This window comes from Paenibacillus sp. FSL M8-0334, assembly GCF_038000405.1.
Lineage (GTDB): Bacteria > Bacillota > Bacilli > Paenibacillales > Paenibacillaceae > Paenibacillus_AQ > Paenibacillus_AQ campinasensis.
Genome location: NZ_JBBOCH010000002.1, coordinates 1,795,119 through 1,810,833, shown reverse-complemented (window position 1 = coordinate 1,810,833; position 15,715 = coordinate 1,795,119). Strand labels below are relative to the sequence as shown.

Sequence of the window (15,715 nt, the reverse complement as noted above, 5' to 3'; positions counted from 1 at the left end):
TATAATTTACCGTCGAAGCAGATGATATTTAGATTTGATAAGAAGGAGACAATATGAACGCGTTTGATACCCCAACATCCAAGCCGTCATCGACTCATTCTCACAAACCTTCAACCTCCAAGCTGTTCACGTCCTTGAATCAAGCCGTCTGGAGGTGGCATTTCTATGCCGGCATTATTTTCGCCCCGTTCTTGCTTATTCTTGCTATCAGCGGGTCCATGTATTTGTTCAAACCGCAGATCGAAGGCTATCTGTACAAGGATATGCTGATGGTTCAAAACGTTGGAACAAACGCTATGACAGCCGACGCCATCATCGGAAAGACCTTGAGCGGATACCCCGGCACCACGATTTCATCCGTTACAATTCCCGATGATCCGGAGTTGACCGTTAAACTGACAGCCATCCGCAATGGGATATCCACCACCATGTATGCGGATCCTTACACAGGGAATATCACCGGGATCTTGAATAGCGATGAGACCTTCTCTGCCTTTTTCAAAAAAATGCACAGCGAGCTTGTCATCGGGGGAACATGGGCGAACCGATTGGTTGAGCTAGCAGCCTGCTGGGCTGTCATTCTGGTAATTACCGGCCTTTATCTATGGTGGCCGCGGAACAAATCTGCAATATGGGGCACGATTCTTCCGCGTCTAAGTAAACCTGGCAGTCGTCTATTTTGGCGTGATCTTCATGCCGTCCCTGCTTTCTGGCTTTCCCTATGCATGTTGGTTCTCATAGCAACGGGGCTGCCATGGTCTGGGGTGCTTGGAAGCCAAATCGACAAGCTAGCTAATGCCACAAACACCAATTATCCGCCTTATGCGCTAAGTTTTATGGACAAGCCGGTTTCGGTTACCGTGACCAAGGATGTTGCCAACGATGTACCATGGGCAACGGAGAATCTTCCGGTACCCACATCCGCATTCGGCGATTATGTCCCCCTTGCGGTGCAGGATGTGGTTGAGATTGCCGATAAACAACAAGTTAATCTACCGTACACCATTTCCATGCCTCAAGGCAAAACAGGCGTCTATACGGTCTCCACCTCCCACACCAAGCCGGGAAATGATGCCACACTGCACATCGACCAATACAGCGGCGCCGTGCTTACCGATGTTCGTTTCAAGGATTACGGGCTGATGGCCAAAGGAGTTACCCTCGGCATTGCGTTACATGAAGGACGTCTTTTTGGTCTGGCCAATCAAATACTCGGTCTTATTACGTGTATAGGCATCATGCTCATGGTCGTCAGCTCGTATTTCATGTGGCGCAAACGAAAACCCCAAGGCAAACTGGGAGCTCCGGCAAGACCCAAAGATCGTCGGATTACGATTGGAGTTATGATCATTATGCTTGTCCTAGGTGTTCTGATGCCATTAGTAGGGTTATCTCTTATTATCGTTCTCCTGCTCGATTTACTTATCATTCGCCGAATTCGCGCGTTGAAGCATTGGTTTTCAGCTTAATTCGGCATAAAAGGAGAGAGCGTTTATGAAATCATCGTTTCGTTTCAACATTGCCGTGCCTGTAATCATTCTTTTTGTGATGACTGCATTCGTTCTTAGCGGATGTACCGCTAAGAACGAATCTACGGACGAGCATGGTATCCTCCCTCACTTAACCGTAGATTTGCAGCTTCCGGCCGATCTAGCGGTCGGATCGATTGGACGTTTTCAAGCTAAGGTTGAGCAGACGGGAGCGTCTGTAGCAACAGCACAGGTAAACTTTGAATTTTGGTCGGAAGAACACGCCGATGGATCGGTCTTCGTTGCTGCTGCCGAGTCAGGCAGCAACGGTATTTACACCGCCGATTTCCGCCCTGAAAGCGAAGGTGTATACAGAGTTCGATGTCACGTAGTGTCGGGAACGCTGGAAGCTATGCCCTCCAAACGCTTTGCAATTGGCGAAGATGCCATACTGCGTCTAGAACAGCTGGAACATCAGTCCCCAGCTGGGCTGGATGCAAACGAATCTGGCGGTGGCCATCACCACTAAACCGAAGCAGGCAGTGTGCCCTTATGCGGGGTCTGCTGCCTGCTTCGCTATGAGTGATTGCCAGCGGTTATCCCAAACAGTTCTCTAAAAGCCTCATGCATGCCCACGGCTCCGCCTGTCTGTCGAATATCATCTATTTTTCCGTCCAGCACTACGTTCCCATCTCGTAAAAATACGATTCGATCCGCCAGCGCCTCGGCAATTTCCAATTGGTGAGTAGAGAAGAGGATCGTTTGGCCGCTTGCGGCCGCCTGCCGGACGAGCGTGATGAACGTATCCATCCAGTATGGGTCAAGGCCATTGGTAGGCTCGTCCATCATGATAAGGGGCGGCTCCGCCAGTAATGCTTGTGCGAATAATACTCGTTGCCTCATGCCTTTCGAGAAGGAAGCCACGGGTTTGCTGTCAGTATCTGATAGACCGACCATCGACAGCACTTCCTTCGCGCGAGCCTTCCCATATCCCCGAAGCCTTGCCCAGAACAGCATGGTTTCCAGTGCCGTTAATCCCGGGCTAAAGCGGTAATCATCCGGCATATATCCGATGTCTCGGGCATAGTCTTCTCGGTTATTCTGCCATGCTTGACCGTTTACAGTGATAATTCCTTTTGTTGGCTGCAGAATCCCTGCGAGCATGCGCAGAAGCGTGCTCTTTCCTGCACCATTACCTCCGCACAATGCGACCACTTCGCCCTGAGCAATATCAAGGTGTACTTTTTCAATGACGACTTTTCCTCTGAAAGACTTATGAACCGAATCGAGTCGAACCAGGTAATCATTCACGACCTCTCCCCCTTTCCCATAATCCATAAGCTATAGCCAAAGCAGCAGCAATCCAGACGAACATGACACTGATAAATACGGGAGTGCCCCAGAAAGAGCGAATCCATAGCATCCATTTATAGTATTCCGGGCCAAGCATCGAGCCTCCTCCTAATTTGACGACGGTGAATAAGCGTGTCAATTCGGCAGGATTAAAGATAGTTAGTATTGTTAGCGCCGGTTTAATCCAGAGATAAGGCAACATGCCCAGTAACGCAATGAGGAGTGACGGCCATGCAATGATTGTGAAGAACCAGACGCCTACTGCGATCGTGAGCGCTTGCCATCGGTTGCGGGCGAGCGTGCCGATCAACATAGCGATTCCGAGATAAAACAGAGACAAACCGGAAGCCAAGATCAGTAATTGCCTGTACGTTAATAGATCGAATCCACTGCCCAGTAACCAGCCTGCAGCCCCGGACAGTCCAAATCCGAACGCGACTATGGATAGAAGTACGACCGACAGTCCAATATATTTTCCACCCAGAAATGCCCATGTTCCTAGCGGATACGTCGAGAGAAGCTCCCAGTTGCCCTCCTCCTTCTCTCCGGTCAAGGAGAATGAACCTAGCATAAGGGCCATTAGAGGCAGCAAATATAAAACCAAATTTAACATGGTGCCGCTAATCCCGGAATATCCCCTCACATAATCCTGTGCATTGATCATCAACAGACTTAACATGAATACGGCGAATAGGGCCATGAAAGAATAGGCCCAAGGATTTCGAAATCCGATTTTCATCTCTCTGACGGCGACATAACCCATTTGAATCATGAACCATGTCCTCCAGAAGCGGGTTGTCCCGCTTCGTTGGAATGCTCTTCCTGCTCATCAGGGGCATGCTCAGACTGTTCATCATGGTGCTTATCATGTCCATGGCCGTGAGTTCCTACCATATCCATCATCTCACGATTGACCTCCCATGAATGATTAGTGAGATCTTCTGCCGTCATGAACTTGCCCGTGCCTTGTTCCTCAATAAAGGCTTTGGCATCCACTTCTTTCTCGAACGATACGACTCCATATGCCATTGGGGTTTTGTAGGAAGGATCATAGACGTAATAAGCTTTCTCATAACGGAGCCATTGTTTGGTGTTATAATCTCGTACGAAGGCGGCTCCGATCGTATCCGTTCCATTCTCTTTTTTCCATGTGTTTAAACAACCGATATCGTCGAATTTAAGCGATTGCCCGTCCTTAGTAACAATTTGTGTTGCATACTCGTCGTCCTTAATCGCCATCTTGCAGATGACGCATACATCGGTCTCCTCGTTTATAGCCTGTGGCTCATATTTTTCTCCTCCACATGCAGATAAAAACAGCAACATCGCTATCACCCATACAGATCGTCTGAGTCCTTTTCTCATATATTTCGTCTCCTCATCCATATAAATAATACGCCTGTACTCACCAATAATATAATTCCGGCAATTCCAGTCATCGCTGCACCTTCAGGATCTCCTGCAGACGTTTCGTTATCAGGCGGAACCATTAGCGGGGCCGTGTCGGTTGTCCAGCGTTCCCTCTCCGTTTCGTAGAGGCCCTCCAGAAACACCATACCCGGCGATTGAAAAAATAATTGGAATGCCGGTCGTTTCTGTACCAAGCCTTGAAAAAACGGGTTGATACTGTATGATATTTCGCTTTTTCCGTCCCGATCTGTATCGATGCCCCGGAAATTGTCCCAATAGTTCTCCGAGATATTATTCTCTTCACTGCCGCGAGCCTGGGCGTCTGCCACATTAGCAATAAACTGGTTGCGTTGAATTGTATTGCCACTCGACTCAATCAGCTGTAAGCCAACAAAATTAGAACTCACTCTGTTATTCTCCAGAATATTGCCGGTCGATAGTTCCACATACAAGCCAACTCGATTTCCGTAGGCCGTATTGTCCTTTACAGTAGACTCGTGCGTGTCATACAGTAAAATCCCTTGCGAATTCACATTTTCGCTCTGTTTAGTGAACATATTCCCAATCACGGATACATGACTAGCGGTCATTATCATCGCACCGGTCACATTCAAATGGCTATCATTGCGCTGGATGATCGTACGATGGGTATACATACAGTGGACACCATATCGGGACTGTTCGATCACGTTGCCGACAACCAGGGTGTCGTCACTGCCTTCCATATAAATGCCGTCATGTACATTGCGAATCGTATTATCCGTTATGTTCCACCGATGACCGTTGAATATATCCACGCCATTGCCTCTGTCGGCCATTCGTATTCCCTCTGCAATCCCGATGATTGCAGAATTGTCCAGGGTGCCCTCATCTGCATCCCGCACCATAATCCCGTTTCCTGCAGTTCGGATGCTCAGGCCCTCCAGAATAGCATTATGACCTGTAACGAGCACTGTCGGCTCTTCCTTCACCTTCTCATCAATGATGTGAAGACCACTAACCGTTGTATAGTCAGCATGAATCGTTAGAACTGGAAGGTCATTCGAATTTCTCAGTTCTACAGGCACTTCTCCCTCTGACCGAATGGTCAACGGTTTGTTAATGATAACCGGGCCATGGTAAATACCAGGCTTAAGGAGAATCGTGTCACCTGGCCTTGCCTGGTCCACAATGGCTTGCAGGTTTAGCCGCTGGTCTTCCGCACTTGCTGAACTGCCGTTCAATAAGAAGAACACAGCCCCGAGTATGCAAAAAAAAACCCGTACGTTTCGAAATGTCATCATTTGATTTCGACCTGCTTCTTCTTAGTGATATGGATATCTTCTGCATACAAGTGGATAAAGACAGCTTGAACTCCTTGATCCGGGAAGGTGAATGTGCCGCTAAACGCACCATTTCCTTCATGAACTGCGTCAAGGAGCAGCGGTTGATCTCCGACCCGGATATCAAAAGTAGCCCGCGCTTTGTCTGTCACTGTCATTCCAGTAACCGTGGCTCGCAGTTCCACCGGATGACCCGCCTTGACTGTCTCCGGCATCGTGGACAACTCAACATCGACAGCTTCCAAATCAACAGGCTCTTCTCGAGAACAGGCGATAACGATAATCAACACAGCAAATACAGCCAAGAGACGAACGAGTTGGGCCTTCATACGATCACCACCTTTCCTTGCCAATACTTATCTTTCAGATTGTAGCAAGATTCAATGTTTCACCCTATAACTCGAAAGAGCTATTTTAGTGAGGAAACATCGACAGCTTTGTGTCGTGGAAATAAATAACAGTGATAGATGAAGCCCTGCGCCTAACCTGTAGCCCTAAGGAGTCATGGAAAGACTTCAACCTTTCCGATACAATAAAGTCGCCATTGACTAACAGATCGGAGGTGAAGCCACATTGGGCAATGCTCGTAAATTGTCCGGGCGCACATATGCCTTTGTTTTTGCATTGATTTGCATGATTGCTGTCGGATACTTATTGTTCGGTTTCTATTTTCGGCAAGCTGCGCTGCCGGTGAAAATGAATTCACCTGAATTTACTTTATTAGATATTCATGGACAAACCGTAACAGAGAATGATTATGATGGAAAAGTACGACTAACCTCCTTCATTTTCACCCGATGTCCGGACATTTGTCCTGCTACGACCATCAATATGGTCGCACTTCAGAACGAACTACAGAAGCAGGGAACGTTTGGCGATGAAGTCGAATTTGTTTCCATCACTTTTGATCCTGATAACGACACGCCTGAGGTGTTGAAGCAATACGCAGAACGGTTAGGCATCGATCAAAGCGGATGGTCGTTACTTCGTGGGGAAGAAGAGAAAGTAAAAGAACTGGCCGCGCAGTATAACCTATCTATAGTTCGTCTGGACGATGGATTATTTGCACATTCCATTACCTCCCTGTTGCTAATCGATGGACAGCAGCGTGTCCGTGCTATTTACCGAATGGGTGAAGATATGGAGAATGAACAGATTTTGAAGGACATCGACACATTATTAAAAGAGCAGCAGAAGGACTTATAAGTCTCTCTGCTGCTCTGTCAATTCAGGAAGGCTAGCCTATATGACAGGATTCCCTCCTTCACAATGATTCCTGTGTGGTGGTTGACTCTGAGCGAAGAGCCATCCATAAAGATATAGCTATCAAAAGAAATGCTGCGAGTGCCAGCATCGGGATGGTCAACCATCCGAACCAATTAAGGTAGTCATCTAGGCAGGATACAGGCCCACACGCTGCAAAATCCGAATTTCGAGGAAGCTTCTGAATGATCACGTGATATGTTGAAACCCCTCCCCCTATGACAACCAGAGGCAGAATATAAGGAAGGATCTCTGTCCGCTGACGATAAGCAGCGATTCCCAAAACAATAACTAAGGGGTACATGAATATTCGTTGATACCAGCATAATTCGCATGGAATGAAATGCCAGACTTCACTTAAAAACAAACTGCCACTAGTTGCTGTCAGTGATACCACCCAGGCAAATAATAACCACATTCCCGTTTTATTCATTTTGCATTTCTCCCCTTTCCTGACTTTGTTCCATCAACCAGCGGGTTATAGAAGTGATCTCTTCCTCTTCCAGACGATTACCGAAAGAAGGCATGCCACCTTGACCATCCGTCACAATTCGGCTGATTTCTTCCTCCGAAAGCCTGCTTCCAACTGTTTGTATATTTGGCCCAACTCTTCCTTGAAGCTGATTGCCGTGACAGGATAAGCAGTTTTGCTTATAGACAGGGGGAAGGTCATCTTCTATAAAGGCTGCCGTTTCATCACTCCCAACACTGCTGCACGCGGTTATTAATCCTGTGGTCAATATAGCGAAGGCATATATTAAGCGGTCATATTTGATCTTCACTCAACTCCATCTGATATAATCTTGACTCTCTCATTTTCTCTTAATTGTTATGTAAATGAAATGACTCGTTAGGGCTATACAGAAGTGATTCATTAACCTCATTGAACCGAGAAGATGGGAGTGACACAGCTACACTTAGCCATCAGATTAAAGCACTTGAAGGCGGCCCCCCTTTATTTGATCGAATAGCCAAGAAAACAGCAATTACAGAAGCAGGATTAAGACCGATTCGATCGATTCCATTATCCATCTCATTGAAAGTGGTGCTGGAGGATCTATCCTTTCGGAAACTTTAATCAAGCAGTGGAACAGACCGGGAATTAAGCTGCTTCGTATAGTAGACGTTCCCTTAACAAGACAAGTCGGACTTATATATCATAAGGAGAAATACAGGGCGCAAGCTGTTCTCAAGTTTACCGAAATCCTGAAGGATCACATTCATCAATTCAACTTCAATACGGTGTGATCCACCAATTTAGAGGCGTTCGTCAATCTCAGTATCGTTTATACAAAAAAAAGTCGCGATTCTCGCGACTTCGTTTGCGTCATTTGGTTTGTGTTCCGCTAGCAACCTGACCGCCCCCATTGCTCAAGGAGCGCTTTATACTGACGGTGTCCAACGTGCGGCGATTTAGACTGGACTATTTCAATGCAGTCCTTCTAGGACCAGCCCTTATATTTTCTATGGAGATTGGTCCGCTTGATCGCTGCTATTGTTGTGCTCCCGATCCACCTTCGATTCGACAAGCTCGATCACCGCTGCCAGGAAGGCAAGCACCAGCCCCTGCCCCCATCCTTGCGCCCATTTTCGGTCAATGCCAAGATAACCTTCGATATCCTTCATGACCGCTGTTCCCCCGGACACGTTCAAGACCCGTCCGTTGTCCGCAATATTGGCGAGTACACCGCCCAATGCTTTGCGAACGTATTTCGCGTGCAGCGGGTTGCCCTGCATGACCATTGCAGCCGCGATCCCTGCTGTGGCGGACACTTCTCCGTATGCTTCCGGGTAATCGAGCACAGTGCCCCACAGGCCGTCCTCATGCTGAAGTCGTTTGATCGCTGCGAGCTGATCGCGCAACGAACTCCATATATGCATCATTGGAGGATATAGATAGCCTTCCGGAAGACCCCGCGCGGCGCGCGACATCGTATAGGCTGCCCAGGCATTAGCGCGTGCCCAATGAATCCCAGACATATGATCCTGTGTGACATGGTTGTAGCCGTGGTACCACAGACCGGAATGTTCATCTTGCAGGTAATGGATGTGACGTTCATATTGATGCAGCGCGTCATGGATGAGCTCTTGATTACCAAGATGCACCCCGACACGCAGTTCCAGGTATGCCGCCATGAACAGCGTATCGGCCCAGCACTGCTGCGGAAAATCATTGTTAGACGACACCGTATGCTGGAGAACCCGATCCCCGAAACGCAAAGCATGCAACTGCAGATAGTCCATCTTGCTCAGCACGATATCCAGATATTGTTGATCTTTCGTCTGTTCATACAGGGTGAGCAGCATATGCCCCATTGCGCATGTGTTCACCGTCCACTTCTCCGGTATGCCAGCTTCTACATATTCCTGAACCCACTCCACCATCCGCTCCAGGTAGGATCGATCGCCAGTTACATCAAACATTCGGCTGACACCATAGAACGCAACGCCGCCTGGCCAGTCCCATGTCAAATCCATCCCGAACGTATAATCTGCAACCCGCTTTGCCGTCTGCTTTAAATCTTCGGCCGTCATTTCCAGTTTCAGATTCATCATTGTCCTCCAATCGTTATAGAGCCCTGCTTGCGAAAGGAACTCAGCGTAATCGTTACCCACCCATAACCTTGAATTCTCTTAATTATATGTTCGATAAACTAGCAGATTTGACCTGCATGCCATCAAAAAAGACTCCCTTCCCCTAGGGGACGAGAGCCTATGCTTGCGTATCAATTCAATTCAATTAGCCTTTTATCCCTATATCCCTCACAACGCGGAAGCCGCAGTTCCCTGTTGAGCTGTCTGGCGTATTCCCGCTTCGAGCCGCAACCCGGTACCGATTACAATAGGATCGGTGGCACAGATACGATCCGCCGCGCATGGACCTTCTGCCGGTGGCCTCTGAGAAATGCGGATTTACGGCAGATGTCTGTCGATGATAGGACGGACTGAACCAATCGCTGCACCATTCCCAGACGTTGCCGGACAGGTTGTATAGTCCGTAGCCATTTGGTGAATAGGCATCCACCGGCGCAGTACCGACATATCCGTCGCTGGCGTTGTTTTTGACCGGGAATTTCCCCTGCCATATGTTGCACTGAAACTTTCCATCCTGCTTGAGCAGATCCCCCCAAGGATAGGTTCTTCCTTCCAGCCCGCCACGTGCTGCATACTCCCACTCCGCTTCCGTCGGAAGCCGTACGCCGGCCCATCGGCAATACGCCATCGCGTCATTCCAGGAGATGTGCACGACCGGATGATCCATCCTCGCTTCGATATTGGAGTCCACGCCCTCTGGCGCCGCCCAGTATGCCCCTTCCACGACCAGCCACCATGGCGTATCTTGCGGCACCTGTACTACCTTCGCTTTGGTCTGCTCTGATACAAACATTTCAAACACAAACGACCACCCGAACGTCTCGGCCTCTGTCACATATCCGGTTGCCTCAACAAATCGTTGGAACTCTGCGTTCGTTACAGCATAAGGCGACATTTCGAACCCGTCCACCGTCACCCGACGTGCTGGGCCTTCGCCATCGCTTGCAAACCCTTCTTGCGAATCTGTGCCCATCATAAACGTGCCTCCAGGAATGGCGATCATGTTGGTATGAAGATCCGAGGACACCTTACGATCACGATGTCCTTCTTGCCATATGACGGATTGATCCTTCGTATCGACTTCTGTCCGCTGCCCCGCGGATCTCGAACCGGCGCAGCATGAATGTTCTTCTCTCATGTTTGTCTCCTTCAACCCTTGGTACAGACGATGGACAACGATGCTGGTGCGAATGTTCCCGCTTCGATGATCGATACTCTATCATACCCTCTATACAAACTCCTGAGGGTGACGTCGCATCAGCTCCGGCACCGCTTCGCCCCGGCCCGTATTCTTCAAGCGCTCGATATATTTCGGGAGATGTCCCTTCGCATGATAAGGCCCTCCCTCTTTCATGACCGTCCACAACGGATCCACGTCAAACGGCATCGTGGACATCATCTGATCATGCCATTCGTTCAGCAGGTAGACGGCCTCCCTGCAGAGATCCGGTCTTTGAGAAGCCAGATTGTGCTGTTCATGAGCATCTTCGGTGATATGGAACAGCATCTCTTTGTCGAACAGGTGAAAGCCGTCGTGATACGTCCGAATGTATAGCCAATCCCCAAAGCGAACGCTCCGCTGACAGACATGGGCACACTGGGACACTACGAGATACTCTCTACCGCTGCACCCGCCGCTTCGCAAGCTTTCGGCATAGCTCCTTCCATCCCAGCTTGGCGCAGGTGCCATATTCATGTATTCAGCCATCGTAGGCAGTAGGTCGAGATGATAATGCAAACCGCGATCTGTATGTCCCTTCACAATACCCGGGCCACGAATGATCATTGGAATGCGGCAAGTGCCCTGATCCGCTGTTCCGTGTTCGCCATAAATCCCAAGCTCCCCCATGTTCTCGCCGTGATCTGCAGTAATGATGACAACCAGGTCATCCATGACCCCTTTATGTTCCAGCAATTCGAAGATGGCACCGATATGCTCGTCCATGTGGCGAATGCCGCAATCGTATCCGTCAATCATCCTGCGAAGATCATCCATCGACTGAATCTCGCCAGGATGCCGCGGATAATCAGGGGATATATCATTATTATACATATTAATTTCGTTGGCTCCATGCGGCCCGACTTTCTTCCGGTGCTCCTCAAGCACCTCCTCTGTTATCCAGGCGGGCAGTGGATCGTGTTCAAAAGGATTCCCTAGCGATTCGGGTGCACGGTACGGTGTATGTGGATCCCAGAAATTCAAGTACAGCATCCAATTGTCCTCATCCGCATGCCGCTCCAGCCAGTCCAGGGCAACCGGTGATACTTCCTCCGCAGATTCCATGCCGCCTTTACCTGTATTATACATTTCATTGAATCCCGCGTAGAAGGTCCATGCTGAATGGCGTTCTCCGAACGGGCTGATCAATGCGGTCTTCATGCCGGCTCGGCGGAACAACGCTGGAAAACTATCCGAAGCCAGCTTGTCGCGAAAATCCCGGGTCTTGCCCTCGTGCCGCACATTGGCTGCTGTGCCTCCATGGCCAACAACGCCGTTATGAATACCGAATCTGCCGGTCATTAACGCGGTTCGTGAAGGAAAACAAGGTGCGTCAGAGGTATAGTAATTGTCAAAGCGCACCCCTTCTGCAGCAATTCGGTCAATGTTCGGGGACGTATTGCGATGATAACCGTAGCAGCCAAGATGATCCGGTCTGGTCGAATCCAGATCCAATAATAATACTCTCATAGGCACACTCTTCCTTCCTCTTCTGAATTCACGATATTAGTTGAAAGACTACTCCATGAACAGATGTAAGCATTCGCACCATGCTATATCATTGCTTGAAATTATAGTCCGCGATTTATGCAGCGTCGATGTACATTTCATCTTTTTGTTGTACGATTCCCATACGATTTCATTCCGAAAGATGACTGAAACGAACGATTACCTACTCAGAGCTTGCAAGGTTATGCTAGGCTTAAGGTATAAAATCACTGCGAGGTGCTCAAATTTGTTCCAATTGATGAGCGTAAATTTTGACGATAACATCCCGAATTGGCGGACGCAGCTGGAGACGATTGCGTACAATGTCCTTGTTGTGGTGAAGAGTGGCAAGGTGAGGTACGAAATCAATGAAGAAGAAGTGATTGCGGAACAAGAAGACGTGCTTTTTATCCCGCAATCAACCAGACGAAGCGGCGGTAATTGGAACGATACCGAGCATCAGAAGTTTACCGTTTTATTTACACTCGATCACCCAGAATCCACGGGCATCCCGTTTCTGGATGAGAGACGATTTATGAAAATGAACCTGTCCCATATCCAATATGCTTACCGCCGATGTGAGCGCTTGTACGAGGAAATGCGGGGTGGAAAAAGCTACCGCACGTTGATCTGCCAGGGCATTATGCAGGAGCTGATCGGCATGCTGGCCCGCGAGCTTGACAAGACGGAGGTAGCACCGAACAAGCGATACTACGCGGACACCATCAAATCGTATCTGCTGGAGCATTACCGCGAACCTGTCGAAATCGAGTCGTTATCCAGATTAGTCCAGCGTTCGCCGGGCTATACGGCTGCCCTTTTTAAGGAGGTATACGGCCTTTCTCCCATTCGCTATATGCACCAGCTGCGCGTGCAGGAAGCGTGTCGCCTGCTGCTTCATTCGGATATGAGCATTGCCCACATTGCCCAGTATTTGGGTTATTATGATACATCTTATTTTTATCGCATGTTCAAAAAACAGACAGGCTTGTCGCCTTCCAGCTACATACACCAAATGGATCTATCGGATGAATCCATTCTGTTCACGTAAGTTCTTTCTCAGTATCATGGTCCGCGGGGTTCTGGACCGGTATAATCGGCCATCGCCATGCTTCTATGCGTTACCGAACTTCGGGTTTGATTCCGTTACAAATGTAACTATGAAAGTCCCTGCTCCCTTGCCATAATGTTGTTAATCATGCATATGAGAGGAGAGAAATTGATGGCCGTTGCAGCAATGTCCGATATCGTGAAGCGGTACGGGGACCATCGCGTTCTGGATCACGTCAATATGGAAATTGGAGAAGGTGAAATTGTGGGGCTGCTCGGACCCAATGGCGCGGGCAAAACGACGATGATTCATGCCCTGTGCGGGCTCATCAGAGTCGATTCCGGAACAATCAAACTGTTTGGCGAGCATCTGTCCGGAACGATGCTGGATATAAAACGGAAGATTGGATTGGTAACACAGGAGATTACCGTGTTCGAAGACTTAACGGCCCGCGAGAATCTTGCTTTCTTCGGAGGTATCTATGGATTGAAGGGAGCCGAGCTGAAGCGGCGGATTGCGGAGACGCTTGAATTCGTCGGACTAGAGAAGCAGGCGAATAAGAGCCCCAAGAAGTTTTCCGGAGGAATGAAGCGAAGACTGAACATCGCTTGTTCTATCATTCATGATCCGAAGCTTCTGATTATGGATGAGCCCACCGTTGGCATCGACCCGCAGTCACGGAACCACATTCTTGAATCCGTGCAAACCCTGCAAAGCCGGGGCACGACCATCCTCTATACGACCCACTACATGGAAGAGGTGCAGGCGATCGCGTCCCGGGTGCTCATTATGGATCAAGGTCATGTTATCGCCCAGGGAAGCATTGAGGAACTTGTGAGAAACCTGCATCACGAAGAGAAAATCAAGCTGGAGGTTATGGAGGTTACGGACGACCTTATCCGTGCCATTGAGCAGCTCGGCGGAGTCAAGCGGGTCAACAGAAGCGGATCGAAGCTGCAGATTATTTCACAGGCTGGGGCTGGAAATCTGGATCGCATCCTCTCCTTAGCCAAACGCGCGGGCGGCGTTATATCGATTCATGCGGATCAGCCTTCACTTGAAGACGTATTTCTCACGCTGACAGGAAAACAATTGCGCGACACCAAGGAGGATTGAGGATGCTGTTATTCAGAATGACCTACTTCTCCCTGCTCCGTTTAATTCGCGAGCCAATCGGCCAGCTGCTGCTCTTGGTCCTTCCGCTGATTATCATCAGCGTCATCGGCACGGTGATCACCGGTCCGATTGAAGGGATGGACGGGGTGCCGAGCATCGATTGGATGACAACGATTACAATCTTTACGGTTCAGTTCTTCGGCGGCACCTATCTTATGAGTTTATTGAACGATGATTTGCTGCAGACGCGAAAATGGCGTACGTACTCGCTCCCGATCCATGTTGCGTTCTACTCATCTTCGCTTATCCTGGCCTGCGCCTTATTCAGCACGCTTCAGGGCTTCGTTATGGTGTTGTTCACGAAATGGGTGTTCGGGGTGCAATGGGGTTCTCTCGGGTGGGTGTTGCTCGTACTGGCGGTCTTTTCCTTATTCGCGCAGTTTATCCATCTGGCTTTGGTACTGTCGATCAAAAGCTTTAAGCTGTCTGAACGTGTGTCCGAAATCATCGGGCTCGGCCTGCTTGTCTTAACGGGGTTAATGTTTCCGCTGCCGGACCATGCATTTTTTAACTGGATGTCCTCCTACGGCAATCCGGTAATGCTTGGACAGCGGGCTGTAACCGGGATGCTGCCAGAGGGCGATGCAGCGAGGGCAGGCGTATCCTTAGCCTTGCTCGCAGGAATCACTGCGTTCTTTATGATCATCAGCTTCATTCTAGGAAGGAGGAGGCTCGGGTGACGATTTTCGCCTTTGCGCTAAAGCGGAGCATTCGCAGCTGGGGAAACTTGCTCTTGCTGCTCGGCCTGCCGATGGTGGTCATCCTGCTTCCCCGGGGTTATGACGGCTATCCTTTGGGGTTTCAATTTTACGGATTACTGCAGCTCTTCTTCGCCTCTAAGCTGGTCCATATGATTATGGAGGACCGAAAGAACAAAATACTGAATCGGATCGGCGTTGCACCGATTACACACGCTGCCTACACTGCTCAAAATCTGCTGGCCTTCTCCCTGCTGCTCATCGTCCAGTCCATCCTGATCGTTGGAGGCGGATGGCTCTACCATGGCCCGGATCTCGGGAATCTGCTTCAATTATGGATGATCTTCTGTTTCTTCGCCTTCACCGCCATCAGCTTCTCGCTTGCTTGGTGTTCCTGGTTCCGTCATCCCGATGCTTCTGCTGCCGTCATGCTCGGCATCATTTCCATCATGGCGGTGCTTGGCGGGACTCTGATCCCTCTCGAGGTCTCGCCGGAACCGCTGCAGCGCATAAGCAAGATCGTCCCCACATACTGGCTGCACTATGGAATCGATCTAGCGGCAGAGAACAGGCCTTGGAAGCATCAGCTGACACCGCTGCTTATTCTGATCCTGTTTACGGCTGCCTTCCTGTTGATCGGAAGCCGTAGAAGGCTCGCTTAGGAAGATATG

General features: G+C 49.4%; 18 protein-coding genes. 8 read left to right on the top strand and 10 right to left on the bottom strand.

Translation table 11 applies throughout. The features are described from left to right. Positions 1-53 precede the first annotated feature (53 nt). Together MKX64_RS22315 and MKX64_RS22310 are read left to right on the top strand one after the other, a co-directional pair. The gene (locus MKX64_RS22315) at positions 54-1,469 is read left to right on the top strand and encodes a PepSY domain-containing protein (protein WP_155618148.1); all 1,416 of its coding nucleotides are present in this window, start codon (positions 54-56) and stop codon (positions 1,467-1,469) included. Positions 1,470-1,494: 25 nt separating this feature from the next. Next, a complete protein-coding gene (locus tag MKX64_RS22310; protein ID WP_341037458.1) occupies positions 1,495-1,998 on the top strand; it encodes a FixH family protein in 504 nt (167 codons plus the stop codon). Positions 1,999-2,045: 47 nt separating this feature from the next. Here MKX64_RS22310 and ccmA read toward each other — a convergent pair whose 3' ends face one another. The 5 genes from ccmA to MKX64_RS22285 are packed head-to-tail and all read right to left on the bottom strand — an operon-like array spanning position 2,046 to position 5,883. Further along, on the bottom strand, positions 2,046-2,780 hold the full coding sequence (gene ccmA, locus MKX64_RS22305; protein WP_341037456.1) for a heme ABC exporter ATP-binding protein CcmA: 735 nt from the start codon (positions 2,778-2,780) through the stop codon (positions 2,046-2,048). Continuing rightward, entirely contained in the window at positions 2,773-3,594 is an 822-nt protein-coding gene (locus tag MKX64_RS22300; RefSeq protein WP_155618151.1) for an ABC transporter permease, read from the bottom strand. The genes ccmA and MKX64_RS22300 overlap by 8 nt, the downstream gene beginning before the upstream one ends. Further along, positions 3,591-4,187, bottom strand: coding sequence for a nitrous oxide reductase accessory protein NosL (locus MKX64_RS22295; RefSeq protein ID WP_155618152.1), 597 nt, complete (start codon positions 4,185-4,187; stop codon positions 3,591-3,593). Before MKX64_RS22295 ends, MKX64_RS22300 begins: the two co-directional genes overlap by 4 nt. Next, a complete protein-coding gene (locus tag MKX64_RS22290) occupies positions 4,184-5,515 on the bottom strand; it encodes a right-handed parallel beta-helix repeat-containing protein (RefSeq protein WP_230875708.1) in 1,332 nt (443 codons plus the stop codon). Before MKX64_RS22290 ends, MKX64_RS22295 begins: the two co-directional genes overlap by 4 nt. Further along, positions 5,512-5,883, bottom strand: coding sequence for a hypothetical protein (locus MKX64_RS22285; RefSeq protein ID WP_155618153.1), 372 nt, complete (start codon positions 5,881-5,883; stop codon positions 5,512-5,514). Before MKX64_RS22285 ends, MKX64_RS22290 begins: the two co-directional genes overlap by 4 nt. A gap of 244 nt (positions 5,884-6,127) precedes the next feature. Between MKX64_RS22285 and MKX64_RS22280 the strand changes: the two genes are divergently transcribed. Further along, positions 6,128-6,760, top strand: a complete 633-nt coding sequence (locus tag MKX64_RS22280) for an SCO family protein (RefSeq protein WP_230875709.1) — start codon at positions 6,128-6,130, stop codon at positions 6,758-6,760. A 58-nt stretch (positions 6,761-6,818) separates the two neighbouring features. Here MKX64_RS22280 and MKX64_RS22275 read toward each other — a convergent pair whose 3' ends face one another. Further along, a complete protein-coding gene (locus tag MKX64_RS22275) occupies positions 6,819-7,250 on the bottom strand; it encodes a disulfide oxidoreductase (protein WP_155618154.1) in 432 nt (143 codons plus the stop codon). Continuing rightward, positions 7,243-7,599, bottom strand: a complete 357-nt coding sequence (locus MKX64_RS22270; protein ID WP_330163981.1) for a c-type cytochrome — start codon at positions 7,597-7,599, stop codon at positions 7,243-7,245. Before MKX64_RS22270 ends, MKX64_RS22275 begins: the two co-directional genes overlap by 8 nt. 217 nt (positions 7,600-7,816) lie before the next feature. Between MKX64_RS22270 and MKX64_RS22265 the strand changes: the two genes are divergently transcribed. Continuing rightward, a complete protein-coding gene (locus MKX64_RS22265) occupies positions 7,817-8,065 on the top strand; it encodes a LysR family transcriptional regulator substrate-binding protein (RefSeq protein ID WP_341037824.1) in 249 nt (82 codons plus the stop codon). A gap of 216 nt (positions 8,066-8,281) precedes the next feature. Here the strand turns inward: MKX64_RS22265 and MKX64_RS22260 are convergent, their stop codons facing one another. The 3 genes from MKX64_RS22260 to MKX64_RS22250 all read right to left on the bottom strand — a co-directional run bounded on the left by MKX64_RS22260 (position 8,282) and on the right by MKX64_RS22250 (position 12,101). Beyond that, positions 8,282-9,370 (bottom strand): glycoside hydrolase family 88/105 protein, encoded by a 1,089-nt coding sequence (locus MKX64_RS22260; protein ID WP_155618214.1) that lies wholly within the window; start codon positions 9,368-9,370, stop codon positions 8,282-8,284. Between the two features lie 187 nt (positions 9,371-9,557). Beyond that, complete coding sequence (locus tag MKX64_RS22255) at positions 9,558-10,415, bottom strand: formylglycine-generating enzyme family protein (protein ID WP_445670852.1); 858 nt, start codon at positions 10,413-10,415, stop codon at positions 9,558-9,560. A 225-nt stretch (positions 10,416-10,640) separates the two neighbouring features. Further along, a complete protein-coding gene (locus MKX64_RS22250) occupies positions 10,641-12,101 on the bottom strand; it encodes a sulfatase family protein (RefSeq protein WP_341037450.1) in 1,461 nt (486 codons plus the stop codon). 265 nt (positions 12,102-12,366) lie between these two features. Here MKX64_RS22250 and MKX64_RS22245 point away from each other — a divergent pair, with 265 nt between their 5' ends. The 4 genes from MKX64_RS22245 to MKX64_RS22230 all read left to right on the top strand — a co-directional run bounded on the left by MKX64_RS22245 (position 12,367) and on the right by MKX64_RS22230 (position 15,706). Then, complete coding sequence (locus MKX64_RS22245) at positions 12,367-13,170, top strand: AraC family transcriptional regulator (protein ID WP_341037447.1); 804 nt, start codon at positions 12,367-12,369, stop codon at positions 13,168-13,170. A gap of 171 nt (positions 13,171-13,341) precedes the next feature. After that, positions 13,342-14,286, top strand: a complete 945-nt coding sequence (locus MKX64_RS22240) for an ABC transporter ATP-binding protein (protein WP_155618158.1) — start codon at positions 13,342-13,344, stop codon at positions 14,284-14,286. Positions 14,287-14,288: 2 nt separating this feature from the next. After that, positions 14,289-15,026 carry an ABC transporter permease gene (locus MKX64_RS22235; protein ID WP_155618159.1) on the top strand — a complete coding sequence of 246 codons (738 nt, stop codon included), beginning with the start codon at positions 14,289-14,291 and terminating at the stop codon, positions 15,024-15,026. After that, on the top strand, positions 15,023-15,706 hold the full coding sequence (locus MKX64_RS22230; RefSeq protein ID WP_330163982.1) for an ABC transporter permease: 684 nt from the start codon (positions 15,023-15,025) through the stop codon (positions 15,704-15,706). The genes MKX64_RS22235 and MKX64_RS22230 overlap by 4 nt, the downstream gene beginning before the upstream one ends. Positions 15,707-15,715 lie beyond the last annotated feature (9 nt).